A 24,504-nucleotide genomic window follows, 5' to 3' on the forward strand; every position below is an offset into this window, starting at 1 on the left:
GCGTCATCCCGGAACCTCGTGGGTCGTGCGGGAAACCTTCCGCTGCGACCCCGGGGTTTCCCGCCGGGGGCGGGAAACCTGAGGCGTCAGCCGACGCGGGTGACGACGCCCGCGGCCAGGGCGCGCAGCGCGTCCTTGGCCTCGCTCGGCGGCAGCGGGTCGAGCACCGCCTGCGCCCGCGACGCCACCGCGGCGGCGTGCTCGCGGGCCCGCTCCATCGCCGGATGCACCCGCAGCAGCGCCAGCGCCTCGGCCAGCGGGCCGTCCTGGCTCAGGTCGCCGCGCAGCAGCTCCTGGAGCCGTGCGTCGGCGGGGTCGGTGGACGCCAGCACGAACAGCACCGGCAGCGTGCGCTTGCCCTCGCGCAGGTCGGTGCCGGGCGTCTTCCCGGTCTCCTCGGCCTCCGAGGCGATGTCGATGAGGTCGTCGGACAGCTGGAACGCCACCCCGAGCCGCTCGCCGTACTCCCGCAGGAGCTCGACGACCTCGGGCGAGCAGCCGCCGAACATGGCGCCGTACCGCGCGGCGGTGGCGATCAGCACGCCGGTCTTGTCCTCGAGGACGTGCAGGTAGTACTCGACCGGGTCCTGGCCCGGGGGGCAGGGCCGGTCGTCCCGGATCTGCCCGGAGCAGAGCCGCACGAAGGTCTGCGCCTGAATCTTGACGGCCTCGGGCCCGAGGTCGGCCACGATGTCGGACGCGGTGCCGAACAGCAGGTCGCCGACCAGGATGGCGGTGGAGTTGTCGTACAGGGCGTTGGCGCTCGGGGCCCCACGCCGCACGTCGGCCTCGTCCATGACGTCGTCGTGGTAGAGCGAGGCCAGGTGGGTCAGCTCGACGCCGGTGGCGGCGGCCACGACGTGCTCGTTCACGCCCGAGCCGACCTCGGCCGCCAGCAGGGTCAGCAGCGGCCGGAACCGCTTGCCGCCGGCCAGGGTCAGGTGCGAGCTCGCCTGCGCCACGAACGGGTCGTCGTGGTCGACCCGCCGCGCGATGAGGTCCTCGACGGCCGCGAGCCCGGTGGTCAGCCGCTCGCGCAGGCCGTCGCTCGCGCCGGGCAGCGACAGCACCGACGGGGTACCGCGCTGGGCCGCCGGCGCCGGGTGGCTCACAGGAGGAACTGCGAGGCGTTGCCCGCGAGCTGGAGCACGTACGTCGGGGCCACGCCCGCGAGCAGGGTGACGGCCAGGCCGACGCCGATGGCGAGCTTCGAGCCGAAGGACGCCCGCAGGGCCACGACGCCTTCGACGGGCTCGGTGAAGTACATCAGCACGATGAGGCGCACGTAGACGAACGCGGTGACGGCCGAGGCCAGCACACCGACGACGACCATCACGACACCCGAGGTACCGGACGCCACCGCGGGCGCGAAGGTCGCGAACTTGGCGGTGAAGCCCGAGGTCAGCGGGATGCCCGCGAAGGCCAGCAGCAGGAAGGCGAACGAGCCCGCGACCACCGGGTGGCGCCGGCCGAGGCCCGCCCACTGCGACAGGTGCGAGGCCTCGGAGCCGTCCTGGCGCACCATCGCGACGATGGCGAAGGCGGCGATCGTGGTGGCGCCGTAGGCCACGAGGTAGAACATGACCCCACCGACGGCGGCCTTCGAGAACGCCAGCACCCCGACCAGGATGAAGCCGGCGTGCGCGACCGACGAGTAGGCCAGCAGGCGCTTGACGTCGGTCTGGGTGACCGAGAGCACCGCGCCCACGACCATGGTCAGGATGGCGATGACGACGACACCGATCTGCCAGTCCCACCGGTCGCCGCCGACGCCCACGTAGGCCAAGCGCAGGATGGCGCCGAAGGCCGCGAGCTTGGTGCAGGCCGCCATGAAGCCGGTGACGGGGGTGGGCGCGCCCTGGTAGGCGTCCGGGGTCCACGAGTGGAACGGCACGGCGCCGACCTTGAAGAGCAGGCCGATGAGCGTCAGCACGACGCCGGGGAGCAGCAGCCCCTCGAGACCACCCGGAGTGCTGCTGATCGCCTGGGCGATGACCTTGAGGTCGGAGGAGCCGGCGAAGCCGTACAGCAGCGCGGAGCCGAACAGGAAGAAGGCACTGGAGAAGGCCCCCAGGAGGAAGTACTTCAGCGCCGCCTCCTGCGACAGCAACCGGCGGCGGCGCGACAGCCCGGTCATCACGTACAGCGGGAGCGAGAGGACCTCGAGCCCGACGAACATCGTGATGAGGTCGTTGGCGGAGACGAAGATCATCATCCCGAAGACCGCGAACAGGGTCAGCGGGAAGACCTCGGAGGTCGCGTACCCGGCGCGGGTGGCGGCGTCCTCCTGGCCCGAGCCCGGGGTCGACGCACCCATCGGGGTGAAGGCGTCGGAGCCGACCCCGCCGAAGCGCTCGGCCATGACCAGCACGCTGAGCACCGAGAGCGCCAGGAGCGTCCCCTGGAGGAAGAGCGCGACGCCGTCGAGCGACAGCGAGCCGCCGAAGGTGACGGCCAGGTGGCCGCGGCTCCAGACGGCGAGGACGACCAGCGCCGCGACCAGGACGACGAGGGTGAGCACGACCTGGATGCCGTGCCGACGGCCGCGGGGCGCGAAGGCCTCGACGAGCACCCCGACGAGCGCACCCGCGACGACGATCAGCATCGGCGCGACCGCGACGTAGTCGACGGTCACGGCCTGGAAGGCGGCGGGCATCACTTCGAGCTCCCGGGGGCGGCGGAGGTGGGGGCCGGGTCCGTGACGCCGACGATCTGCATCGTCCTGTCCACGGCCGGGTTGACGAGGTCGAGCACGGGCTTGGGATAGAAGCCGAGCAGGACGAACGAGGCGATGATCGGGGCCACGACCCACTTCTCACGCCGGTTCAGGTCACGCGGGTGCCCGCCCTCGGCGAACGCGGGCTTGGGGCCGGTCATCACGCGCTGGTACATCAGCAGGATGTACAACGCGGCCAGGACGATGCCCAGGGCGGCGATGACGGCCGCGACCTTGTAGCGCATGAAGGTGCCCTGGAGGACCAGGAACTCCGACACGAACGACGACAGGCCGGGCAGCGCGAGCGAGGACAGCCCCGCGACCAGGAAGGTGCCGGCGAGCACCGGGGTGACCCGTTGCCAGCCGCCGTAGTCGGGGATGCGCTTGCTGCCGTGGCGGGTGACGAGGAACCCGGCGATGAGGAAGAGCCCGGCCGTCGAGAACCCGTGGTTGACCATGTACAGCGTGGAGCCGGCGCCCCCGACGCTGGTCATCGCGAAGATGCCCAGGACGATGAAGCCGAAGTGGCTGATCGAGGTGAACGCGATGAGGCGCATCATGTCGGTCTGCCCGATGGCCAGCAGCGCCCCGTAGACCACCGAGATCACGGCGAGCGTGAGCACGACCGGGGTGGCCCACGTCGAGGCCTCCGGGAAGAGCTGGAGGCAGAAGCGGATCATCCCGTAGGTGCCGACCTTGTCGAGCACGCCGACCAGCAGCACGGCCGTGGCCGGGCGGGCCTCGGTGGCGGCGTCCGGCAGCCAGGTGTGCACCGGCCACATCGGGGCCTTGACGGCGAAGGCGATGAAGAACCCGACGAACATCCAGCGCAGCGCGGCCGGGGAGCCGTCGACGTTGCCGATCAGCTTCTCGACCAGGAAGCCGTCGGGGCCGCCCGGGCCCGCGACGTAGACCGCGATGACCGACACGAGCATGACCAGGCCGCCGGCCAGCGAGAACAGCAGGAACTTGACGGCGGCGTACTGCCGCCGCGGCCCGCCGTAGAGCCCGATGAGGAAGTACACCGGGATGAGCATGGCCTCGAAGAAGACGTAGAACAGGAAGACGTCGGTGGCCGCGAAGACGCCGACCATGAAGGCCTCGAGCACCAGCATCAGCGCGAAGTAGCGCTGGGTGCGGCCGGTGTCGACCTCGTCGACGTCGTTCCAGGCCGCCAGCAGGCAGACCGGGGTGAGGATGACGGCCATCACGATGAGCGCCAGCGCGATGCCGTCGACCCCGAGGGCGTAGGACACGCCGAACTGCGGGATCCACGCGTGGGTCTCGGTGAGCTGGAACATCGCGCCGGAGCCGCTGTCGAAGGCCACCCACGCGGCGATGCCGAGCGCGAGGGTGACGAGCGAGACCCCGAGCGCGACCTGACGGGCGTGGCGCGCGGCGCCCGAGGGCAGCGCGGCCACGACGACCGCGCCGACGAGCGGCACGACCATCATCAGCGTGAGCAGAGGCAGGGAGGTCACTGGATCACCCACAGAGCACCGAGGACGGCGACGACGCCGGTGAGCATCGTCAGGGCATAGGACCGGGCGTAGCCGGTCTGGAGGCGACGCAGCCTCGAGGACAGGCCGCCGACGAAGGCCGCGAGACCACCGACGGCGCCGTCGACCCCCCGCGCGTCGGCGAAGACCAGCGCTCGGGTGGCGTGCACGCCGGGGCGCATGAAGAGGCCCTCGTTGACGGCGTCCTGGTAGAGGTCGACGCGGGCGGCGCGGGTGAGCACCGAGCCGCGCGGGGCGACCTCGGGCACGTCGGCCTGCCAGTAGCCGCGCCAGGCCAGGAAGATGCCGCCCGCGACGAACAGCAGGGTCAGGACCATCAGCACGGGCACCGCGATGACCGGGCTCTCCTCGCCGTGCTCCCCCACGACCGGGGCCAGCCACGACTGGATGGCGCCGGTGGGGCCGAGCGCCAGGCCCAGGAAGGCCGAGCCGGCGGCCAGGACGATCATCGGGATGGTCATGATCCGGGGCGACTCGTGCGGGTGCACGTCCTCGGTCCAGCGCCGCGGGCCCTGGAAGGTCATGAAGAACAGGCGCGACATGTAGAACGCGGTGATGCCGGCACCCACGAGCGCGGCCCCGCCGAGGACCCACGGCTGCCAGCCTTCGCCGACGAACGCGGCCTCGATGATCTTGTCCTTGGACCAGAAGCCCGAGAACGGCGGCACGCCCAGGATGGCGAGCCACCCCAGGGCGAAGGTGCCCCAGGTGACCTTCATGACCCCGGACAGGCCGCCGAAGCGGCGCATGTTGACCTGGTCGTTCATGCCGTGCATGACCGAACCGGCCCCGAGGAACATCCCGGCCTTGAAGAAGCCGTGGGTGAGCAGGTGGAAGATCGCGAAGGCGTAGCCGACCGGCCCGAGGCCGGCGGCCAGCATCATGTAGCCGATCTGGCTCATGGTGGAGGCGGCCAGCGCCTTCTTGATGTCGTCCTTGGCGCAGCCGACGACGGCCCCGAAGAGCAGGGTCACCGCACCGACCAGCGCGACGGCCAGGCGGGCGTCGGGCGTGGCGTCGTAGATGACGTGGCTGCGCACCACGAGGTAGACCCCGGCGGTGACCATGGTCGCCGCGTGGATCAGGGCCGAGACCGGGGTGGGGCCGGCCATGGCGTCGCCGAGCCAGGACTGCAGCGGGAACTGCGCCGACTTGCCGCAGGCCCCGACGAGCAGCAGCAGCCCGATGGCGGTCAGGGTGGCCGGGTTCGCGTTCGCGACGCCCGCGTTGACGGTGGCGTAGTCGACGCCGCCGAAGCTGACGAACATCGTCATGATCGCGATGGACAGCCCGAGGTCGCCGACGCGGTTGACGAAGAACGCCTTGTTGGCGGCGGTCGCGTAGGCCGGGTTCCAGTTCCAGAAGCCGATGAGCAGGTACGAGGCCAGGCCCACGCCCTCCCAGCCGACGAACAGCAGCAGGTAGCTGTCGGAGAGGACCAGCAGCAGCATGGCCGCGACGAACAGGTTCAGGTATGCGAAGAAGCGCCGCTTGTCGGGGTCGTGCTCCATGTACCCGAGCGAGTACACGTGGATGAGGGAGCCCACGAACGTGATGAGCATGACGAAGCTCATCGACAGCGGGTCGACCAGCAGGCCGAGGTCGAGCTTGAACGACCCCGCCGGGACCCAGTTCCAGAGCTTCAGGTGCATGCCCCGGTCCTCGGCCGCCATCCCGAGCAGCTGCACGAGGATGAGGACGCCGAAGCCGAAGCTCGCCCAGGACAGGCCGGTGGCCAGGCCGGGCCCGATCTTGTCGGTGCGCCGGCCGCCGAGCAGCAGGACGACGGCACCGAGCAGGGGCAGCGCGACGAGCAGCCAAGCGAGCGAGGAGATCCCGCTCGCGGCGCCCGCGGTCATCGCGCCGCCCTCGGTGATGAGTGAGTGCACCAGTGCTCCTTACAGCTTCAGCAGGTTCGCGTCGTCGACCGAGGCCGACCGGCGGGACCGGAAGATCGCCATGATGATGGCCAGGCCGACGACGACCTCGGCGGCCGCGACGACCATGACGAAGAGGGCGATGACCTGGCCGTCGAGGTTCCCGTGCATCCGCGCGAAGGTCACGAAGACCAGGTTCGCGGCGTTCAGCATGAGCTCGACGCCCATGAAGACGATGATGGCGTTGCGGCGGGTGAGCACGACGGCTCCCCCGATGCAGAAGAGCACCGTCGCCAGGTAGACGTAGTTGATGAGGCTCACCGCTCGCTCCCCTCGCGCACGTCGCGCTCGATCTCGCGCTCGCCGTCGGTGTAGGGCGAGGGCGACAGGTTCTGGTCGCGGGCCGTCAGGACCCGCGAGACGGACAGCTCGGAGGGCGTGCCGTCGGGCAGCAGCGCCGGGGTGTCGACCGCGTTGTGGCGGGCGTATACACCGGGGGCGGGCAGGCCGGCCAGGTGCTTGCCCTCCTGGAAGCGGCGCTTGCTCCACTCCTTCTGGTCCGGGCCGCGGCCGAGCCGCTCGCGGTGGGCCAGGACCATGGCGCCGAGGGCGGCCGTGATCAGCAGGGCGCTGGTGGCCTCGAAGACCCACACGTAGCGGCCGAAGATCAGCTGCGCCACACCCGAGACGTTGCCGGTCTGGGCGTTGACGGCGGCCAGGCCCACGGTCTCGCGGACGGTCGCCTTGCCGATCTGCGCGCCCAGGATGCCGCCGAGCCCGATGGCGAGGACCGCGGTGGCCCAGCGCTGGCCGGTGAGGGTCTCGACGAGGCTGTCGCTGGAGTCGACCCCGACGAGCATGAGCACGAAGAGGAAGAGCATCATCACGGCGCCGGTGTAGACGAAGATCTGGATGACGCCGAGGAAGTCGGCGTTCTGCGCGAGGTAGAACACGCCCAGGATGATCATCGTCATCGCCATGCCGAGGGCCGCGTGCACGGCCTTCTTCGCGAAGACCAGGCCGAGGGACCCCACGACCGCCAGCGGGCCGAGGATCCAGAACATCACCTGTTCGCCGGTGCCGGTCACGAGGTCACCTCCGTGTCGTCGCCGCTGCCGGCGCGGGCCCCGACGACCTGGCGCTGGGCGTCGGTGGCCTCGGTGACCTTGCCGAGGTAGTAGTCGCGCTCCTCCATGCCGTCGGCCATCGGGAAGGGCGGGCGCAGCATCCCGGACTGCAACGGCGCGAGCAGCTGGTCCTTGGTGAAGATGAGGTCGGCGCGGTTGTTGTCGGCGAGCTCGTACTCGTTGGTCATCGTCAGCGCCCGGGTGGGGCAGGCCTCGATGCAGAGCCCGCAGAAGATGCAGCGCAGGTAGTTGATCTGGTAGACGCGGCCGTACCGCTCGCCCGGGCTGAACCGGCCCAGGCCGCCCGCGGAGTCGTCGTTGTCGGCACCCTCGACCAGGATGGCGTCGGCCGGGCAGGCCCACGCGCACAGCTCGCAGCCGACGCACTTCTCGAGCCCGTCGGGGTGGCGGTTGAGCTGGTGGCGGCCGTGGAAGCGCGGCTGGGTGGGGCGCTTCTCCTCGGGGTACTCCTCGGTGACGACCTTGCGGAACATGGTCGAGAAGGTCACCCCGAAGCCGGCCACGGGGGCGAACAGGTCGGAGAAGAAGCCGGACTTCCTCTGCTCGTCAGCCACGAGTGGCCTCCTCGGTGTCGGGTCGCGACGTCAGGGCCGGCGCGGTGAGCGAGGGCTCACGCAGGCGCTGGCCGGGCATGGGCGGCACGGGGTGGCCGCCCGCGTACGGGTCGATCTCGTCGGGGACGTGCGGGTGCAGCCGCGCCTCGCGCCGCTCGACGCGGGCGTCCCACATCCAGCCGCCGGCCAGGGCCAGGGCCGCGATGATGCCGACGAGCGCGAGCGACACGACCGGGAAGCTGCGGCCCGCGACGTCGACGGTGCCGCCGAGCCAGCCGTTCTGGCCGGCGCGGAAGAACGCGACGAGGACGACCCAGCCCAGGGTGGCCGGGATGAGGAACTTCCAGCCGAAGCGCATGAACTGGTCGTAGCGGACGCGGGGCAGCGAGCCGCGCAGCCACACGAAGACGAACATGAACATCCACAGCTTGGCGGTGAACCAGAGCAGGCCCCACCAGCCCTCGTTGAACATGCCGTCGTTGATGGCCGCGATGCCGGGAGGCGCCTGCCAGCCACCGAGGAACATGGTGGTCGCCAGGGCCGCGACGGTGAACATGTTGATGTACTCGCCGAGGAAGAACATGGCGAAGCGCATCGAGCCGTACTCGGTGTGGAAGCCACCGGTGAGCTCGCCCTCGCCCTCGGCGAGGTCGAAGGGCAGGCGGTTGGTCTCGCCGACCATCGTGATGACGTAGACGAAGAAGCTGAAGAACGCCGGGACCACGAACCACAGGCCGCTCTGGGCGTTGACGATCTGCGAGGTCGACATCGAACCGGCGTAGAGGAAGACGGCCACGAGCGAGAGGCCCATCGCGATCTCGTAGGAGATCATCTGGGCCGACGCGCGCAGGCCACCCATCAGCGGGTAGGGCGAGCCCGAGCTCCAGCCGGCCAGCACGACGCCGTAGATGCCGACGCCCGCGACCGCGAGGACCAGCAGCACGGCGATGGGGGTGTCGGTGAGCTGGAAGGGCGTGGTGTGCCCGAACATCGACACCTCACCGGCCAGCGGCATGATCGAGAACGACACGAAGCACATGGTGGCCGTGATCAGCGGGGCCAGGGTGAAGACGAAGGCGTCGGCGGCCTTGGGGCGCACGTCCTCCTTGAGCATCGACTTCATGCCGTCGGCCAGGGTCTGCAGCAGGCCGAAGGGGCCGTTGCGGTTCGGGCCCGGGCGCTGCTGCATCCGGCCGATGACGCGGCGCTCGAACCAGATGACCAGCAGCGTCGAGACCAGCAGGTAGACGAAGATGATCAGGGCCTTGACCAGGCTCAGCCACAGGGGGGTGTCGCTGAAGTCGGCGCGCGGGTTGTCGGTGCCCTCGGCGACGAGGGAGACCAGGTCCGGCAGCGCGGCGAAGGTGCTCACGAGTCCTCCTTGACGACCGAGACGAGTGTGCCGGGCGCCCCGGCGAGGGTGGGCCGCAGGTCGCAGCCCTGCGAGTTGAGCGGCAGCCACACGACGTGGTCGGCCATCTCGGTGACCACGACGGGGGCGGTGACGGCAACCCCGGCGGCCCGGACGGTGAGCTCGTCGCCGTCGACGACGCCCAGCGCGGTGGCGGTGGTGGCCGAGACGCGCGCGACGGGGCGCGGCGCGGTACCGGCCAGGAACGGCTCGCCGTCCTGGAGGGAGCCGCGGTCGAGCAGGTGGCGCCAGGTGGCGAGGACCAGCGTGCCCTCGGCCAGCTCGGGCACCTCGCCGGCCTCGACGGCGGGCGCGTCGGGGCGCGGGCCGACCCAGGGGCCGAGGGTCTGCATCTCGGTGCGGACCTCGCGCAGGGTGCGGGTGCCGAGGAACTCGCCCATCTCGTCGGCGAGCATGTCAAGGGCGCGGTAGTCGCTGACGTAGCCGGTGTCGAGGGCGACCTCGAACGGGCGCAGGCGGCCCTCCCAGTCGACGAAGGTGCCGCCCTTCTCGGCGTGCGCCGCGACGGGCAGGACGACGTCGGCGACCTCGGTGACCGCCGAGCGGCGCAGCTCGAGCGAGACCACGAACGGGGCCGCGATGGCGGCGGCGGCGTCGGCCACACCGAGGTCGGCGGGGTCCACCCCACCGACGACCAGCGCGCCGAGCTCACCGAACGCGGCGGCGGCCAGGATGCCGGCGGTGTCGCGGCCGGGGGTCTCGGGCAGGCCCTCGACCTCCCAGACCGAGGCGACCTGCTCGCGGGCGCCGGCGTCGTCGGCCGGGCGGCCACCGGGCAGGAGGGTGGGCAGCGCGCCGGCCTCGAGGGCCCCGCGCTCCCCCGCCCGTCGCGGCACCCACGCGAGGCGGGCGCCGGTGCTGTCGGCCAGGGCGACCGCGGCGCTCAGCGCACCGGGGACCATGGCGAGACGCTCCCCGACCAGGATGATGCCGCCCTCGCGCAGTGCGGCGCCGGCGGCCGAGACCGCGTCGGTGCCGGAACCCTTGCCGAGGGCCCGCAGGACCTCGGGCTCGGTGCCCGGAGCGGTGGGGATGAGCGTGCCGCCCATCTTGGCCAGGCCGCGGCTCGCGGCCGCGGAGACGCCGAACACGCGGGTGCCACGCTTGCGGTAGGCCTTGCGCAGGCGCAGGAAGACGATGGGGCTCTCGTCCTCGGGCTCGAACCCGACCAGGACGACCGTGGAGGCGGCCTCGAGGTCGGCGTAGGTGACGCCGCCGGCGTCGGGGCCGGTGCCGACCACCCGGGAGGCGAGGAACTGCGCCTCCTCGGCCGAGTGGGGGCGGGCGCGGAAGTCGACGTCGTTGGTGCCGAGGACGGTGCGGGCGAACTTGCCGTAGGCGTACGCGTCCTCGGCGCTGACCCGGCCGCCGACGAGAACGCCGGCGGCGGACGCGGCCCGCAGGCCGGTGGCGGCCCGCTCGAGGGCCTCCCGCCAGGACGCGACCCGAAGCTCGCCGTCGTCGCCGCGGACCATCGGCAGCTCGATGCGGTCGCCGACCCCGGTGTACGCGAAGGCCCAGCGACCCTTGTCGCAGTTCCACTCCTCGTTGACCGCGGGGGTGGCCTGGGCCATCCGGCGCAGGACGGTACCGCGGCGGTGGTCGGTGCGCTGCGAGCAGCCGCTGGCGCAGTGCTCGCACACGCTGGGGGTCGACACCAGGTCGAACGGGCGCGAGCGGAAGCGGTAGGCGGCGCCGGTGAGCGCGCCCACCGGGCAGATCTGCACGGTGTTGCCCGAGAAGTAGCTCTCGAAGGGCTTCTCCTCGTAGATACCGACCTGCTGCAGCGCGCCGCGCTCGACGAGCGCGATGAACGGGTCGCCGGCGACCTGGTCGGAGAAGCGGGTGCAGCGGGCGCACAGCACGCAGCGCTCGCGGTCGAGCAGCACCTGGCTGGAGATGTTGACCGGCTTGGGGTAGGTGCGCTTGACGTCCTCGTAGCGCGAGGTGCTGCGGCCGTTGCTCATGGCCTGGTTCTGCAGGGGGCACTCGCCGCCCTTGTCGCAGACGGGGCAGTCGAGGGGGTGGTTGATGAGCAGGAGCTCCATCACGCCCTTCTGCGCCTTGTCGGCGCCCTCGGACGTGTACTGCGTCTTGACGACCATGCCGGGGGCGACGGTCATCGTGCACGAGGCCTGCGGCTTCATCCGGCCGGGGGGGCCCTGCATCTGGGTGGGCTCGCCGGGGGTGCCGTCGGGGCCGGGGCGGCCCGGCATCCAGACCTCGACGAGGCACTGGCGGCAGGCGCCGATCGGGTCGAGGCCGGGGTGGTCGCAGAAGCGCGGGATGTCGATCCCGGCCTGCTCGGCGGCGCGGATGATGAGGGTGCCCTTGGGCACGGACACCTCGAGGCCGTCGATCGTCAGCTGGACGAGGTCGACCGGGGCCTTGGTCTCGGGCGTGGCAGTCATGCGGAGACGGTCTCCTTCGCGTGGCCGTCCTTCGCCCACAGCGTCGAGGCCGCCGGGTCGAACGGGCAGCCGCCGTGGGTGAGGTGGGCGACGTACTCGTCGCGGAAGTACTGGATCGAGCTCGTGATGGGGCTCGTCGCGCCGTCGCCGAGGGCGCAGAAGCTGCGCCCGAGGATGTTGTCGCAGATGTCGAGGAGCTTGTCGAAGTCCTCCTCGGTGCCCTGCCCGTGCTCGATCCGGCCGAGGATCTGCTTCAGCCACCAGGTGCCCTCGCGGCACGGGGTGCACTTGCCGCAGGACTCGTGCTGGTAGAAGTCGGTCCAGCGGTCGACGGCGCGCACGACGCAGACGGTCTCGTCGAAGACCTGGAGCGCGCGGGTGCCGAGCATGGAGCCGGCGGCCGCCACGGACTCGAAGTCGAGCGGGACGTCGAGGTGCTCGGCCGTGAAGATCGGCGTCGAGGACCCTCCCGGGGTCCAGAACTTGAGCTCCTTGTCGGGGTCGCGCAATCCCCCGGCGAGGTCGATGAGCTCGCGCATCGTGATGCCGAGCGGGGCCTCGAACTGGCCGGGGTTCTTGACGTGGCCCGAGAGGCTGAAGATGCCGAAGCCCGCGGACTTCTCGGTGCCCATGCCGGTGAACCAGTCGACGCCCTCGAGGATGATCCCGGGGACCGAGGCGATGGACTCGACGTTGTTGACCGAGGTGGGGCGGGCGTAGAGGCCGGCGGCGCCCGGGAACGGCGGCTTGCTGCGGGGCTGGCCGCGGCGGCCCTCGAGGCTGTCGAGGAGCGCGGTCTCCTCGCCGCAGATGTAGGCGCCGGCGCCGGCGTGAACGGTGATGTCGACGCTGCGGCCGGAGCCGTTGATGTCGGTGCCCAGCAGGCCGGCCTCGCGGGCCTCCTCGACGGCGCGCATCAGCCGGCGGTAGACGTGCACGATCTCGCCGCGGATGTAGACGAACGCGTGCTCGCAGCCGATGGCCATCGAGCTGATGATGATGCCCTCGATGAGGACGTGCGGGTTCGCCATCATCAGCGGGGTGTCCTTGCACGTGCCCGGCTCGGACTCGTCGGCGTTGACGACGAGGTAGCGGGCGCCGCCGTCGGGCGGGGCCATGAACGACCACTTCATGCCGGTGGGGAACCCGGCGCCGCCCCGGCCACGCAGCGAGGAGTCCTTGACCGCGGTGAGGATGTCGGCGGGCTCCATCCCGAGGGCCTTGTCCAGCGCGCGGTAGCCGCCGTGGCGCCGGTAGGTCTCGAGGGTCCAGGACTTCGGGTCGTCCCAGAAGGCGGTGAGGATGGGGGTCAGCGGGGTGCTCATCGGTCGCCCTTCGCGTCGGTGGTCTCGTCGCCGTCGGGCTCGTCGAAGAGCGTGGACGCGGCGGACGCGTCGTGGCCCACGGGCACCGACGCGCTCTGGGCCGAGACGTTGGCCGCCCGGTCCTTGGGGTGCTCGAGGTCGGCGTCCTGCGCGGGCTCGATGTCGACCGGGTCGGCCGGCGAACCCTCCTGGCGAGCGACCCCGGAGACCCCGTCGCCGGTGGAGGCCACCGGCGGCCCGTCGTCGGAGGGACCAGCCTTCGTGCCGGCGGCCCTGCGGGCGGGCGTCTTACGGGCGGCCGCCTTCTTGGCCGGCTTGTCGGTGCTGGTGCCGGCGTCGTGCTTCTCGCCCGGGGTCTCGTCGCTGGCGTCGCGCTCGGCGCCCGGCTCGGACTTCTCGGCCTTGGCGTCGTCGCTGGCCGGGGTGACCTCGGTGTTGCCGGGGGCAGCACCGGCGGTGGACGAGCCGTGGGCGGAGCCGGCGCCTTGCGGCGCGCTCCAGCCCTTGCGCTTGGCGATCTCGAGGCCGAGGAGCGAGGCCGGGCCCGCGCCCACGCCCTCGTCGGCGAGGCCGTCGCTGAAGCCGGCCAGGGTGCGGCTGACCTGCTTGAAGGTGCACACGCGCGACGGCCCGCGGGTGGGGCGCACATCCTTGCCCTCGCGCAGGTCGTCGACGAGCTGCTTGGTCGACTCGGGCGTCTGGTTGTCGAAGAACTCCCAGTTGGCCATGACCACCGGCGCGTAGTCGCACGCGGCGTTGCACTCGACCCGTTCGAGGGTGACCTTGCCGTCGGGGGTGGTCTCGTCGTGGCCTATGCCGAGGTGCTCGGACACGGCCTCCCAGATCTCGTCGCCCCCCATGACCGCGCACAGCGTGTTGGTGCAGACGCCGACCGTGTACTCGCCGTTGGGGTGGCGCTTGTACTGGGTGTAGAAGGTCGCGACGCCGCTGACCTCGGCGGTGGTGAGGTCGAGGAGCTCAGCGCACAGCTCGATGCCGCGCCCGGTGACGTAGCCGTCGACCGACTGCACCAGGTGCAGCAGCGGCAGCAGCGCCGACCGCTTCTCGGGGTAGCGGGCGATCACCTGCGCGGCGTCGGCGCGGAAGGTCGCCTCGACGTCGGCGGGGTAGGGGTCCTTGGACTCTCCGGGCACCGTGAGGTGGCCGGAGGCGGACTGCAGACCGAAGTGGCCGGTCATCAGCGGTCGACACCTCCCATGACGGGGTCGATGGAGGCGACGGCGACGATGACGTCGGCGACCTGCGAGCCCTCGCACATCGCGGCCGTGGCCTGGAGGTTGTTGAAGCTCGGGTCACGGAAGTGCGCCCGGTAGGGGCGGGTGCCACCGTCGGAGACGGCGTGGCAGCCCAGCTCGCCCTTGGCGGACTCGACGGCCACGTAGGCCTGGCCCGGCGGCACGCGGAAGCCCTCGGTGACGAGCTTGAAGTGGTGGATCAGCGCCTCCATGGAGGTCCCCATGATCTCGCGGATGTGGTCGAGGCTGTTGCCCTGGCCGTCGCCGCCGATGGCCAGCTGGGCCGGCCAGGCGATCTTCTTGTCCTCGATCATGACCGGCTGGCCCTCGGTGCGCTGGAGCCGCTCGAGGCACTGCTCGACGATCTTGAGCGACTCGTACATCTCGTCGATGCGGATGCGGAGGCGGTCGTAGGCGTCGCAGCCGGTGCGGGTCTTGACCTCGAAGTCGTAGGTCTCGTAGCCGCAGTAGGGCGCCGACTTGCGCAGGTCGTGCGGGAGGCCGGTGCTGCGCAGCACCGGGCCGGTGACGCCGAGCGCGACGCAGCCGGTGAGGTCGAGGTAGCCGACGCCGACGGTGCGGCCCTTGAGCAGCGGGTTCTCGACGAGGAGCTTCTCGAGCTCGCTGAGGCCGGTGCGCAGCTCGGAGATGACGCCGCGCACCATCGCGACCGCGCCGTGCGGCACGTCCTGGGCGACGCCGCCGGGGCGGATGTAGGCGTTGTTCATCCGCAGGCCGGTGATCGCCTCGAACACGCGCAGGATGCGCTCGCGCTCGCGGAAGCCGACGGTCATGACCGTGGTCGCGCCCATCTCCATGCCGCCGGTGCCCAGCGCGATCAGGTGCGAGCTCATCCGGGTGAGCTCCATCATCATCACGCGGATGACCGAGGCGCGCTCGGGGATGCGGTCGGTGACGCCGAGGAGCCGCTCGATGGCGAGGCAGTACGCGGTCTCCTGGAACATCGGGGTCAGGTAGTCCATGCGGGTGCAGAACGTGACGCCCTGGGTCCAGGTGCGGAACTCCATGTTCTTCTCGATGCCGGTGTGCAGGTAGCCGATCCCCGCACGGGCCTCGGTGACGGTCTCGCCGTCGAGCTCGAGGATGAGCCGGAGCACGCCGTGGGTCGACGGGTGCTGCGGGCCCATGTTGACGACGATCCGCTCCTCGTGGAGGGCGGTGGCCTCGTCGACCAGGTCGTTCCAGTCGCCGCCGGAGACGGTGAAGGAGCGCGCGCCGGCGGTGTCGTCGTCGACGGACGCGCCGTAGGCGTCGGCACCGGGGAGCGAGGAGTCGAGCCCCGGGGAGCTGTCGTCGTAGATGGTCTCGTCGTGGGTCGTCATCAGCTGTACGCCCTCCGCTCGTCGGGCGGCGGGACGACCCCGCCCTTGTACTCGACGGGGATGCCGCCGAGCGGGTAGTCCTTGCGCTGGGGGTGGCCCGGCCAGTCGTCGGGCATGAGGATGCGGGTGAGCGCGGGGTGGCCGTCGAAGACGATGCCGAACATGTCCCAGGTCTCGCGCTCGTGCCAGTCGTTGCCCGGCCAGACCTCGACGACCGAGGGGATGTGCGGGTCGGCGTCGGGGCAGGTGACCTCGAGGCGCAGCCGGCGGCTGCCGTGGGTGATGGAGAGCAGCGGGTAGACCGCGTGCAGCTCGCGGCCCTCCTCACCCGGGTAGTGGACGCCGGAGACGCCCATGCACATCTCGAACCGCAGGGCCGGGTCGTCGCGCAGCACGCGCGCGACGGCGAGCAGGTGCTCACGGCGCACGAACACGGTCATCTCGCCCCGGTCGATGACGACCTTATCGACGGCGGTCTCGTAGCCGACCGCGCCCGACAGGGCCGAGCCCAGCCGGTCGGCGACGACGTCGAAGTCGCCGCCGTAGGGGCGTGCGGACGCGCCGGGCAGCAGGGTGGGCGTGACCAGGCCGCCGTAGCCGGAAGTGTCCTGGCCGCGGGTGGGCCCGAACATCCCGCGCCGCTCGCCGATCTGCACCGGCTCCTGGTCGCCCTCGGCCTCGGCCCAGCGGCCGACGCCCGAGGAGTGCGCGACCTCGACGGCCCGGGGGTCGTCGGTGGTGCGGGTGGCCGGGGAGTCGATCGCCTTGTCGGGGATCGGCTGCACGGGGGTCTGGTCGGCCTTCTTGCCGTCCTTCTTCTCGCTCATGCCAGGAGGTTCTTCCCGGCCGGCGCCGCGAGGTGCGCGAGGTGGTCGTGCGTGGGCGCCATCTGCGAGGTGGGCGTGGCGCGCAGGGCGGCCGCCTCGGCGGCGCGGGCGGCGGCGACGCGGTTGACGCCGAGCTTGCTGTTCTGGATCTGGTCGTGCAGCTCGATGATGGCGTTGAGCAGCATCTCGGGGCGGGGCGGGCAGCCGGGCAGGTAGATGTCGACCGGGATGATGTGGTCGACGCCCTGCACGATCGCGTAGTTGTTGAACATCCCGCCCGAGCTCGCGCAGACGCCCATCGAGATGACCCACTTGGGGTTGGGCATCTGGTCGTAGACCTGGCGCACGACCGGGGCCATCTTCTGGCTCACGCGCCCGGCGACGATCATCAGGTCGGCCTGGCGCGGGGTGGCGCTGAAGCGCTCCATCCCGAAGCGGGCGATGTCGTAGTCGGGGGTGCCGACGGCCATCATCTCGATCGCGCAGCAGGCGAGCCCGAAGGTCGCGGGCCAGATCGAGGCCTTGCGCATGTAGCCGGCGACGTTCTCGAGCGTCGTCAGCACGAACCCTGCGGGCAGCTTCTCCTCGAGTCCCATCACGCCTCCTTGGCGTCGGTACGGGTGGTGCGGGCGGTGGTGGCGGTCAGTCCCACTCGAGACCGCCCCGCTTCCACACGTAGGCGTAGGCGACGAAGACGGTGACGATGAACAGCACCATCTCGACGAGGGCGAACAGGCCGAGCTGGTCGAACGCCACGGCGAAGGGGTAGAGGAACACGGACTCGATGTCGAAGATGATGAACAGCATCGCCGTGAGGAAGTACTTGATCGGCACCCGGCCGCCGCCCTGGGCGCGCGGCGTGGGCTGGATGCCGCACTCGTAGGCCTCGAGCTTGGCGCGGTTGTAGCGCTTGGGGCCGACCACGAGGCTGGTCCCCACCGACAGCGCCGCGAAGCCGAAGCCCAGCGCCAGGAGGATGAGGAGGGGGACGTAGGGGTTGCTCATCGCTGCACAACTCCCCTTTCGCTGCTCGAGTGCGTCGGCCGGGCGCGCGGCGCCGGATCCGCCGACGGGACCCCCGCCATCCTAGGGGCCGTGACGTACGCCGCATCCAGGGACGTCTCGTCCCCTCGCTGGGTGCGCTGCGGGCGCATTGTGCGGGTCACCACGGCCTTCGCTTGTGAACGTCTTCACGATCGCCCCGAAGTCTAGGACGCCGCTCCGACGGGCAGGACTCAGGTATGCCTAACCCTCGACGTGGGGCTCCGGGGCGCCGTCGCCGCCGGGCTTGGTGGCCCGGTGCAGGGCCACGATGCCACCGGTGAGGTCGCGCCACTGCACGCCCTCCCAGCCGGCCTCGGCGACCCGCCGGGCCAGGCCGCGCTGGTCGGGCCACGCGCGGATGGACTCGGCCAGGTACACGTAGGACTCGGGGTTGCTGCTGACCCGGCGGGCGATCGGCGGCAGCGAGCGCATGAGGTAGTTGGTGTAGACCGTGCGGAAGGCCGCGTTGGTGGGGCTGCTGAACTCGCAGACCACGAGACGGCCGCCGGGCCTGGTGACACGCAGGAACTCGCGCAGGGCGGCGTCGGGGTCGCTGACGTTGCGCAGCCCGAAGCTCATGGTGACGACGTGGAAGGCGTCGTCGGCGAAGGGCAGGCGCATGGCGTCGGCGGCGGTGAAGCCGAGGTCGTTGCGGCGGCGGTGGCCGACCCGGAGCATCCCGAGGGAGAAGTCGGCCGGCACGACGTCGACGCCGGAGTCGGCGAAGGGCTCGCTGCTGGTGCCGGTGCCCGCGGCGATGTCGAGGACGCGCTGGCCGGGGCGGGCGGCGCAGGCGGAGACGACCGCCCGGCGCCAGAGCCGGTCCTGGCCGAGGCTGAGGACGTCGTTGGTCACGTCGTAGCGGCGGGCGACGTCGTCGAACATCGCGGCGACGTCGCGGGGGTCCTTCTCGAGCGAGGCGCGGGACATGGGCCCATCCTCGCACCGCGCCGGGGGGCGTCGCACCGGCCGTCCTGCGGTGCGCCGGCCGGCGTGCGCCCCACCGGCCGACCTGCGCCGCACCGGCCGTCCTGCGCCCCACCGGCCGACCTGCGCCGCACCGGTGCCATGGGGCAGGTGCCCCGCGAGATCGCCGGTGGGCGGCGAGGTCGCCGGTGCGCGTCCCCCGGGGTGGGCGGTGGGGCTGCGCGCAGCCGCCGTATCGTTCTCCTCGATGACCTCGCTCCCCGCGGACCGGGCCCGTCCCGCCCCGGTCGCCCCGCTCGTCGCGCGCACCGTCCCGCTGGACGACGGCCTGGCGCGGGACCTGCTGGCGCTCCTGCCGGCCGCCGGAGCCACCGACGCCTGCTCGTGGGTGCGCCGTGGTGAGGGTCTGGTGGGCTGGGGCCGGGCCGCCGCGCACATCGCCTCCGGGCCCGAGCGGTTCGCCGAGCTCGAGCAGTGGTGGGGCGACCTCGTGGGCTCGGCCGTGGTGCGCGACGAGGTCGACCTGCCCGGCACGGGCCCGGTGGCCTTCGGGTCGGTGGCGTACGCGGCCGGCTCCCCCGCAGGCGGCACGCTGGTGGTGCCGGAGGTGGTGGTGGGCCGGCGCGGCGGCCGGGCCTGGCTCACCACCGTCAGCGCCGTCAGCGCCGAACAGCCCGTGGCCGCGGTGCCCGGGCCGGCCGACGTGCGGCGGCAGGACGACCCGGCCGCCCCGTCCGAGGTGGCCTTCGCCGACGGCGCGCTGACGCCGGGCGCCTGGACCATCGCCGTGGCCGAGGCCGTCGCGCGGATCACCGGCGGCGGGCTCGACAAGGTGGTGCTGGCCCGCGACCTCGAGGTGAGCAGTGGCGCGCCGCTCGACGTGCGGTGGCTGCTGCGGCGCCTCGCCGAGCGCTACGACACGACTTGGGTGTTCGCCGTCGACGGGCTCGTGGGCGCGACCCCCGAGCTGCTCGTGCGCCGCGAGAAGGGCCTGGTCACCTCGCGGGTGCTGGCCGGCACCATCCGGCCGACCGGCGACGACGCCCACGACCTGGCGCTGGCGGCCTCGCTGGCCCGCTCGAGCAAGGACCTCGAGGAGCACGAGTACGCGGTGCGCTCGGTGGCCGACGCCCTGGCACCGCACTGCACGTCGATGAACGTGCCCGAGACCCCGTTCGTGCTGCACCTGTCGAACGTCATGCACCTGGCCACCGACGTGGCCGGCGTGCTCGCCGACGCGACGTCGTCGCTCGCGCTGGCGGCGGCGCTGCATCCGTCGGCGGCGGTGTGCGGCACGCCCCGCGAGGCCGCCGACGCCGTCATCGCCGAGCTCGAGCACATGGACCGGGGGCGCTACGCCGGCCCGGTCGGCTGGATCGATGCCGCCGGCGACGGTGAGTGGGGCATCGCGCTGCGCTGCGGCGCGGTCGAGCCGAGCGACCCCTCACGGATGCGGATCTTCGCGGGCTGCGGCATCGTCGCGGGGTCCGACCCCGACGACGAGCTGGCGGAGTCCTCGGCCAAGCTGGTGCCGATGCGCGACGCCCTCACCGCCGCCGCATCCTGAGCCCCCGGCGTCGGGGACGTCCGGCCGCGGCTGCGTCAGGTGAAGGGCGGGCGGGCGTCGAGGTTGATGGAGCGGCGGCCGGCCCAGCGCCAGATGCGGGCCGAGCGGTCGCGGTCCTCGTCGGTGACGAGGTTGCCCATCCAGCGCAGCGCCAGCGTCATCAGCCAGTCGCTGCGCATCCCCACCGGGCCGAGGGCGGCGAGGGTCTTCGGCACCGTGAAGATCGCCGCAAGGCGCCGCGCCACCGAGAAGGCGTCGCCGTACTCCTCGCGCAGCAGGGCCGGCCACGCGGTGAGCAGGTCGTCGTCGAGGTGCGCGGCCAGGAGCCGTCCGGTCTCGAGCCCGTAGTCGATGCCTTCGCCGTTGAGCGGGTTGACGCATGCGGCGGCATCCCCCACCAGAGCCCAGTTGGCACCGGCGACCCCGCTGACCGCGCCACCCATCGGCAGCAGTGCCGAGGTCGGCATCCGCTGCTCGCCGGAGAGGCCGAACTCGGCGCGGCGCTCGTCGGTGTAGTGCTTCATGAGGGGCTTGATGGCGACCGAGGCGGGCCGCTTGGTGGTGGCGAGGGTGCCGACACCGACGTTCACCTGGCCGCCGCCGAGCGGGAAGATCCAGCCGTAGCCGGGCAGAGCCTCACCCGACTCGCCGCGCAGCTCGAGGTGGCTGCTGATCCAGGGGTCGTCGGAGCGGTCGGAGTCGACGTAGCAGCGGCCGGCCACCGCGTACACGGTGTCCTGGTGCCACTCCCGGCCGAGGACCTTGCCCAGGCCGGAGCGCACGCCGTCGGCGACGACCAGGCGCTCGCACTCGATGTCGAAGGTCTCCTCGCCGCGCCGGAAGGTGACCGCACGGACCCGGCCGCCCTCGACGCGCGCGTCGACGGCCTTGGCGCCCTCGACCCCGGTGGCGCCTGACTCGAGCGCGACCTGCCGGATGCGGGCGTCGAGCTCGGTGCGCGGCACGGCCGAGCCGTGGTCGGGCAGCGTGCCGCCGGGCCAGCGCAGGTGCAGCGTCTGCCCGAACCCGTGGGCGCGCAGGCCCTGGTTGACGGTGTGGCCACGGACCCAGTCGCCGAGCCCGAGCCGGTCGAGCTCCTCGACGGCGCGGGGGGTGAGCCCGTCGCCGCAGGTCTTGTCACGCGGGAAGACGGCCGCGTCGGCCAGGACGACGTCACGCCCGGAGCGGGCGGCCCAGGCGGCGGCCGAGGCCCCGGCCGGGCCGGCGCCGACGACGAGCACGTCGGTACGGGTGGGGGTGGCGGGCACGGGTCGATTCTCGCAACCGCCGCGGCCCGCCGGGAAATCGGCCCTCTCCGACCCTCGACACCGGGGCAGCCTCCCCCAGCTCGGCTCAGGCGGTGACGATCCGGGCGGCCAGGGAGCGCAGGTCGGCGTGGGCCTGCCGGTGGGTGCCGCGGTCGACCCGGACCTCGACCACGCTCAGCCCCGCAGGGAGCCGACGTACCTCGTCGGCGAGCGCCGCCGCGGTGTCGACGAGCGTGTACGTGACGCCGTGCGCCACGCACAGGGCTGCGAGGTCGGTGCCGGTGGGCGTGCCGAAGACGCGCTCGAACCCGGCGGACCGCTCGGGGGCACCCGGCTCGAGCGTCGTGAAGATGCCGCCGCCGTCGTCGTTGACGACCACGACGGTGAGGTCGGGCCGCGGCTCGCCGGGCCCGATGAGCAGGCCGTTGGCGTCGTGCAGGAACGTGAGGTCGCCCAGGAGCGCGTGCGTCGGGCGCCCGAGCCCCAGGGCGACCCCGGCGGCCGTCGAGACCATCCCGTCGATCCCCGCCAGGCCGCGGTTCGCGTAGACCCGGACGCCCCTGTGCGGGTCGCCGGGGCGCCCGGCGGTGGCGAGGTCGAGGTCGCGCACCGCGTTGGACGAGCCGAGGACGAGGACGCCGTCGGCGGGCAGCGCGTCGTGGACGGTGGCGGCGACCGCCAGCCCGCTGGGCCACGGGAGGCCCTCGGCCGCCACCGCGTCCGCCAGGCGCCGGCCGGCGTCGTCCCACGCCTGCGCCCACGGGCCGCGCGGTGCGGGCTCGCGACTCTGCGCGAGGTCGGCGGCGACCGCGGCCCAGGGATGCACCCGGGCCGCGACGTGCGACGGGTCCGCCCAGGTCGTGGCGGCGGTGACCGCCTCGACCCGAACGTCCGGGCGACGCAGCAGCGCCGCGACCGGGCGAGCCAGGGTCACCCGGCCGACCACCACGACCCGCTCGGGCGCGTGGGCGTCGACCCAGTCGGTGGCCGTGAGCAGGAGGGGGCCGTGCGGGAGGGTGCCGGACCGCGCCGAGGGGCCGGCGAAGGGCTCGGCGACGACCGGGTACCCGCGCGAGGCCGCCCAGGCCACCGCCTCGGCCCCGCCCACGGCCGGGACGTCCCCGAGCACGACCAGGGTGCGCTCGACGTGCTCGACCGACGAGGCGACACCGGCCGGTCGCCGCGTCTCGGGGAGCCGGGGCCGCACCTCGGTCCACGGAGTGCCGTCGGGCCGGCCCGCGAGGTGCGGCGGCAGCCCGGGGTCGTCGAGGTCGGGGACGAGGGGGTCGCGGAACGCCACGTCGAGGTGCACCGGCCCGGGGTCCCCAGCGAGCACACCGGTGGCCGCTGCCAGGGCGCGCACGACGAGGGTGCGCCAGGGCCCGCGCCCGACCGCTTCGCCCGGGACCACCTCGGGGGCCGGGAGGTCGGCCTGCCAGCGCACGGCCCCGGCGAAGAGGCCCGGCTGCTGGGTGGTCTGGTTGGCCCCGGTGCCGCGCAGCTCGTGCGGCCGGTCAGCGGACAGCACGACCAGCGGCACCCCGGCGTGGTGGGCCTCGAGGACGGCCGGGTGCAGGTTCGCCACGGCCGTGCCCGAGGTCGTGACGACCGCGACGGGCGCCCCCGTGGCCTTGGCCAGCCCCAGCGCCAGGAAGCCCGCCGACCGTTCGTCGACCCGCACGTGCAGCCGCACCCGGCCGGCCGCCTCGGCCGCGAGCAGGGCGTAGGCGAACGGCGCGGAGCGCGAGCCGGGCGCCAGCACGACCTCACGGACCCCGCCGCGGACGAGCTCGTCGACCAGGACCGACGCCAGCGCCGTGGAGGGGTTCACGTCGGCGGATTCTGCCACCCGCGCTCGACCACCACCTCGTGGACCGAGCGCACCGGCCGGTGGAGGAACGTGCCCGCCGACGCCTCCCACGCCCCGAGCCCGGACACCGTCCCCCGCGGGGCGCCCTCGGCCGCCCGCACCGTCGTGACGTACCCGGCCAGCGCGTGCCGGCCGACGTCGACCGGCGGCCCGGCGCCCACCCGCAGGGTCAGCCACGACGCCCGGGCCGGGTTGGGTGACAGGTCGAGCGTGGGCACCGGGTCGTCGGCGTGCTCGACCGAGAGCACCCGCACCGAGGCCGGGACGGCGAACGCCCCCACCGGCGAGCCGGTGGTGACCAGGTGCGTGACGCGATGCCCGACCCGGAACCCCGGGTCGGCCGCGAGCGCCGCCGCGAGGATGCCGCCCTGGCTGTGGCCCACGAGCAGCACCGGATCATCCCTGTGCCGCGCGCGCCCGCCCGCCGCGGCCCAGGCGACCTCGAGGGCCGCCGTCACCCCGGCCGCGGCCAGCGTGGCATCGCCGGTCACCGCCCCCACGTCGCTGGTCAGGTCGAAGGGGTTGACCCCCGCCCGTGGCGACCACTCCTGCGTGCCCGGGACCGCCACCACCCACGCCGAGCCGCCCGCCCCGTCGTCGACCTCGACGACGCGCACGCGGCCACCGTGGAGCCCGTCGCCCAGCGCGACCAGGTCGGCCGGGCCCGCCAAGGGCGCCACCCCCGCCGCGGCGGGGACCGGCCGCACGGACACGGCGGCACCGCCCTCGCCGAGATACCCGCCTCGCGCGCCCAGGTCGGCGCCGGCCCGGACCCCGGCCATCGTCGCCGCGACCGCGTCCTCGACCTGCGCGTACGCCCGCGCCGCCACCGAGAGGCGGGTCGCGAGCGCGTCCAGCCCCAGCGCCAGGCCCCACAGACCCGCCGGGCCGGCCAGCCGCAGCCCGTCGGTCTCGACCCGCCACCAGGCCACCAGCGCGCCCGGGTCGAGGCCCGGGGACCGGCACCGCGCGAGAGCCGCGCCCAGCGCCGCGCCCGCCCGGCGCAGGTCGTCGGCCCCCTCGCCGAGCCGCCCGGACGCGGCGCTCAGGGCGTCCGAGCGCACCCGCACCCGTGTCATGCGGCATCGCCCCCGACCGCCGCCCGGATGCCGCCGACGCTCACGACGCCCGCCCCACGACCCGCCCGACCCCGGACCCCTGCCGCGCGAGCACCACGAGCCCGGCCACCGACTCCTCGAGCCACCCGAGCTCGTCCGCCGCCCGGCCCAGCGCCGCACGCCGCTCGTCGACCAGCGCGCGGTAGCGGTCGGCGGCCACGCCCTCCCACCACACCAGCACCGAGCGGTCGAGTGCCACGCGGTGCGCCTCGACCACCTCGCGGGCACGCCCGACCTGCACCAGCAGCCGCTCGAGCTCGGCCAGCTCGTCCATCCGGACCCCCTCTCCTCCGGACCCCAG

General features: G+C 73.1%; 20 protein-coding genes and 1 pseudogene. 1 reads left to right on the forward strand and 20 read right to left on the reverse strand.

Annotation, left to right across the window (positions count from 1 at the left end; all coding sequences use genetic code 11):
• Positions 1-86: 86 nt before the first annotated feature.
• The 16 genes and pseudogenes from ATL31_RS06030 to ATL31_RS06105 all read right to left on the reverse strand — a co-directional run bounded on the left by ATL31_RS06030 (position 87) and on the right by ATL31_RS06105 (position 18,383).
• Positions 87-1,112 carry a polyprenyl synthetase family protein gene (locus tag ATL31_RS06030; protein ID WP_101394977.1) on the reverse strand — a complete coding sequence of 342 codons (1,026 nt, stop codon included), beginning with the start codon at positions 1,110-1,112 and terminating at the stop codon, positions 87-89.
• On the reverse strand, positions 1,109-2,656 hold the full coding sequence (gene nuoN / locus ATL31_RS06035) for an NADH-quinone oxidoreductase subunit NuoN (RefSeq protein ID WP_101394978.1): 1,548 nt from the start codon (positions 2,654-2,656) through the stop codon (positions 1,109-1,111). Before nuoN ends, ATL31_RS06030 begins: the two co-directional genes overlap by 4 nt.
• Positions 2,656-4,197: an NADH-quinone oxidoreductase subunit M gene (locus ATL31_RS06040; RefSeq protein WP_101394979.1), complete on the reverse strand. Its 1,542-nt coding sequence runs from the start codon at positions 4,195-4,197 to the stop codon at positions 2,656-2,658. Before ATL31_RS06040 ends, nuoN begins: the two co-directional genes overlap by 1 nt.
• Positions 4,194-6,095, reverse strand: coding sequence for an NADH-quinone oxidoreductase subunit L (gene nuoL, locus ATL31_RS06045; RefSeq protein ID WP_101397298.1), 1,902 nt, complete (start codon positions 6,093-6,095; stop codon positions 4,194-4,196). Before nuoL ends, ATL31_RS06040 begins: the two co-directional genes overlap by 4 nt.
• Before the next feature lie 39 nt (positions 6,096-6,134).
• Positions 6,135-6,434, reverse strand: coding sequence for an NADH-quinone oxidoreductase subunit NuoK (gene nuoK / locus ATL31_RS06050; protein WP_055815127.1), 300 nt, complete (start codon positions 6,432-6,434; stop codon positions 6,135-6,137).
• Positions 6,431-7,201, reverse strand: coding sequence for an NADH-quinone oxidoreductase subunit J (locus ATL31_RS06055; RefSeq protein WP_101394980.1), 771 nt, complete (start codon positions 7,199-7,201; stop codon positions 6,431-6,433). Before ATL31_RS06055 ends, nuoK begins: the two co-directional genes overlap by 4 nt.
• Positions 7,198-7,815, reverse strand: coding sequence for an NADH-quinone oxidoreductase subunit NuoI (gene nuoI / locus ATL31_RS06060; protein ID WP_101394981.1), 618 nt, complete (start codon positions 7,813-7,815; stop codon positions 7,198-7,200). The genes ATL31_RS06055 and nuoI overlap by 4 nt, the downstream gene beginning before the upstream one ends.
• Positions 7,808-9,187, reverse strand: coding sequence for an NADH-quinone oxidoreductase subunit NuoH (nuoH, locus tag ATL31_RS06065; protein WP_101394982.1), 1,380 nt, complete (start codon positions 9,185-9,187; stop codon positions 7,808-7,810). Before nuoH ends, nuoI begins: the two co-directional genes overlap by 8 nt.
• On the reverse strand, positions 9,184-11,658 hold the full coding sequence (locus tag ATL31_RS06070; RefSeq protein WP_101394983.1) for an NADH-quinone oxidoreductase subunit G: 2,475 nt from the start codon (positions 11,656-11,658) through the stop codon (positions 9,184-9,186). The genes nuoH and ATL31_RS06070 overlap by 4 nt, the downstream gene beginning before the upstream one ends.
• Positions 11,655-12,983 (reverse strand): NADH-quinone oxidoreductase subunit NuoF, encoded by a 1,329-nt coding sequence (gene nuoF, locus ATL31_RS06075; RefSeq protein WP_101394984.1) that lies wholly within the window; start codon positions 12,981-12,983, stop codon positions 11,655-11,657. Before nuoF ends, ATL31_RS06070 begins: the two co-directional genes overlap by 4 nt.
• A 380-nt stretch (positions 12,984-13,363) precedes the next feature.
• A pseudogene (nuoE, locus tag ATL31_RS16825) lies at positions 13,364-14,182 on the reverse strand (NADH-quinone oxidoreductase subunit NuoE); the annotation flags it as partial.
• Positions 14,182-15,582: an NADH-quinone oxidoreductase subunit D gene (locus tag ATL31_RS06085; protein ID WP_101394985.1), complete on the reverse strand. Its 1,401-nt coding sequence runs from the start codon at positions 15,580-15,582 to the stop codon at positions 14,182-14,184. The gene ATL31_RS06085 and the pseudogene nuoE, both read right to left, overlap by 1 nt.
• Complete coding sequence (locus ATL31_RS06090) at positions 15,582-16,409, reverse strand: NADH-quinone oxidoreductase subunit C (protein ID WP_101394986.1); 828 nt, start codon at positions 16,407-16,409, stop codon at positions 15,582-15,584. The genes ATL31_RS06085 and ATL31_RS06090 overlap by 1 nt, the downstream gene beginning before the upstream one ends.
• The gene (locus tag ATL31_RS06095; RefSeq protein ID WP_055815106.1) at positions 16,406-17,005 is read right to left on the reverse strand and encodes a NuoB/complex I 20 kDa subunit family protein; all 600 of its coding nucleotides are present in this window, start codon (positions 17,003-17,005) and stop codon (positions 16,406-16,408) included. Before ATL31_RS06095 ends, ATL31_RS06090 begins: the two co-directional genes overlap by 4 nt.
• A 46-nt stretch (positions 17,006-17,051) precedes the next feature.
• Positions 17,052-17,414 (reverse strand): NADH-quinone oxidoreductase subunit A, encoded by a 363-nt coding sequence (locus ATL31_RS06100; protein ID WP_055815104.1) that lies wholly within the window; start codon positions 17,412-17,414, stop codon positions 17,052-17,054.
• A 240-nt stretch (positions 17,415-17,654) separates the two neighbouring features.
• A complete protein-coding gene (locus ATL31_RS06105) occupies positions 17,655-18,383 on the reverse strand; it encodes a demethylmenaquinone methyltransferase (protein ID WP_101394987.1) in 729 nt (242 codons plus the stop codon).
• Positions 18,384-18,627: 244 nt separating this feature from the next.
• Here ATL31_RS06105 and ATL31_RS06110 point away from each other — a divergent pair, with 244 nt between their 5' ends.
• Positions 18,628-19,947 carry an isochorismate synthase gene (locus tag ATL31_RS06110; protein ID WP_101394988.1) on the forward strand — a complete coding sequence of 440 codons (1,320 nt, stop codon included), beginning with the start codon at positions 18,628-18,630 and terminating at the stop codon, positions 19,945-19,947.
• A gap of 35 nt (positions 19,948-19,982) precedes the next feature.
• Here ATL31_RS06110 and ATL31_RS06115 read toward each other — a convergent pair whose 3' ends face one another.
• From ATL31_RS06115 to ATL31_RS06130, 4 genes are all read right to left on the reverse strand, one after another.
• Positions 19,983-21,215, reverse strand: coding sequence for a geranylgeranyl reductase family protein (locus tag ATL31_RS06115; protein ID WP_101394989.1), 1,233 nt, complete (start codon positions 21,213-21,215; stop codon positions 19,983-19,985).
• Positions 21,216-21,300: 85 nt separating this feature from the next.
• Positions 21,301-23,046 (reverse strand): 2-succinyl-5-enolpyruvyl-6-hydroxy-3-cyclohexene-1-carboxylic-acid synthase, encoded by a 1,746-nt coding sequence (menD, locus tag ATL31_RS06120; protein ID WP_101394990.1) that lies wholly within the window; start codon positions 23,044-23,046, stop codon positions 21,301-21,303.
• Positions 23,043-24,164: a hypothetical protein gene (locus tag ATL31_RS06125; protein WP_143598334.1), complete on the reverse strand. Its 1,122-nt coding sequence runs from the start codon at positions 24,162-24,164 to the stop codon at positions 23,043-23,045. The genes menD and ATL31_RS06125 overlap by 4 nt, the downstream gene beginning before the upstream one ends.
• A gap of 40 nt (positions 24,165-24,204) precedes the next feature.
• A complete protein-coding gene (locus tag ATL31_RS06130) occupies positions 24,205-24,477 on the reverse strand; it encodes a hypothetical protein (protein ID WP_101394992.1) in 273 nt (90 codons plus the stop codon).
• Positions 24,478-24,504: the final 27 nt, after the last annotated feature.

This window comes from Phycicoccus duodecadis (assembly GCF_002846495.1).
Taxonomy (GTDB): Bacteria; Actinomycetota; Actinomycetes; order Actinomycetales; family Dermatophilaceae; genus Phycicoccus; species Phycicoccus duodecadis.

Coding starts and splice junctions, on each gene's coding strand:
- nuoN (WP_101394978.1), bottom strand. CDS start 2,656: ATGCCCGCCGCCTTCCAGGCCGTGACCGTCGACTACGTCGCGGTCGCG.
- nuoL (WP_101397298.1), bottom strand. CDS start 6,095: ATGACCGCGGGCGCCGCGAGCGGGATCTCCTCGCTCGCTTGGCTGCTC.
- ATL31_RS06070 (WP_101394983.1), bottom strand. CDS start 11,658: ATGACTGCCACGCCCGAGACCAAGGCCCCGGTCGACCTCGTCCAGCTG.
- nuoF (WP_101394984.1), bottom strand. CDS start 12,983: ATGAGCACCCCGCTGACCCCCATCCTCACCGCCTTCTGGGACGACCCG.
- ATL31_RS06085 (WP_101394985.1), bottom strand. CDS start 15,582: ATGACGACCCACGACGAGACCATCTACGACGACAGCTCCCCGGGGCTC.
- ATL31_RS06090 (WP_101394986.1), bottom strand. CDS start 16,409: ATGAGCGAGAAGAAGGACGGCAAGAAGGCCGACCAGACCCCCGTGCAG.
- ATL31_RS06095 (WP_055815106.1), bottom strand. CDS start 17,005: ATGGGACTCGAGGAGAAGCTGCCCGCAGGGTTCGTGCTGACGACGCTC.
- ATL31_RS06100 (WP_055815104.1), bottom strand. CDS start 17,414: ATGAGCAACCCCTACGTCCCCCTCCTCATCCTCCTGGCGCTGGGCTTC.
- ATL31_RS06105 (WP_101394987.1), bottom strand. CDS start 18,383: ATGTCCCGCGCCTCGCTCGAGAAGGACCCCCGCGACGTCGCCGCGATG.
- ATL31_RS06110 (WP_101394988.1), top strand. CDS start 18,628: ATGACCTCGCTCCCCGCGGACCGGGCCCGTCCCGCCCCGGTCGCCCCG.
- ATL31_RS06125 (WP_143598334.1), bottom strand. CDS start 24,164: ATGACACGGGTGCGGGTGCGCTCGGACGCCCTGAGCGCCGCGTCCGGG.
- ATL31_RS06130 (WP_101394992.1), bottom strand. CDS start 24,477: ATGGACGAGCTGGCCGAGCTCGAGCGGCTGCTGGTGCAGGTCGGGCGT.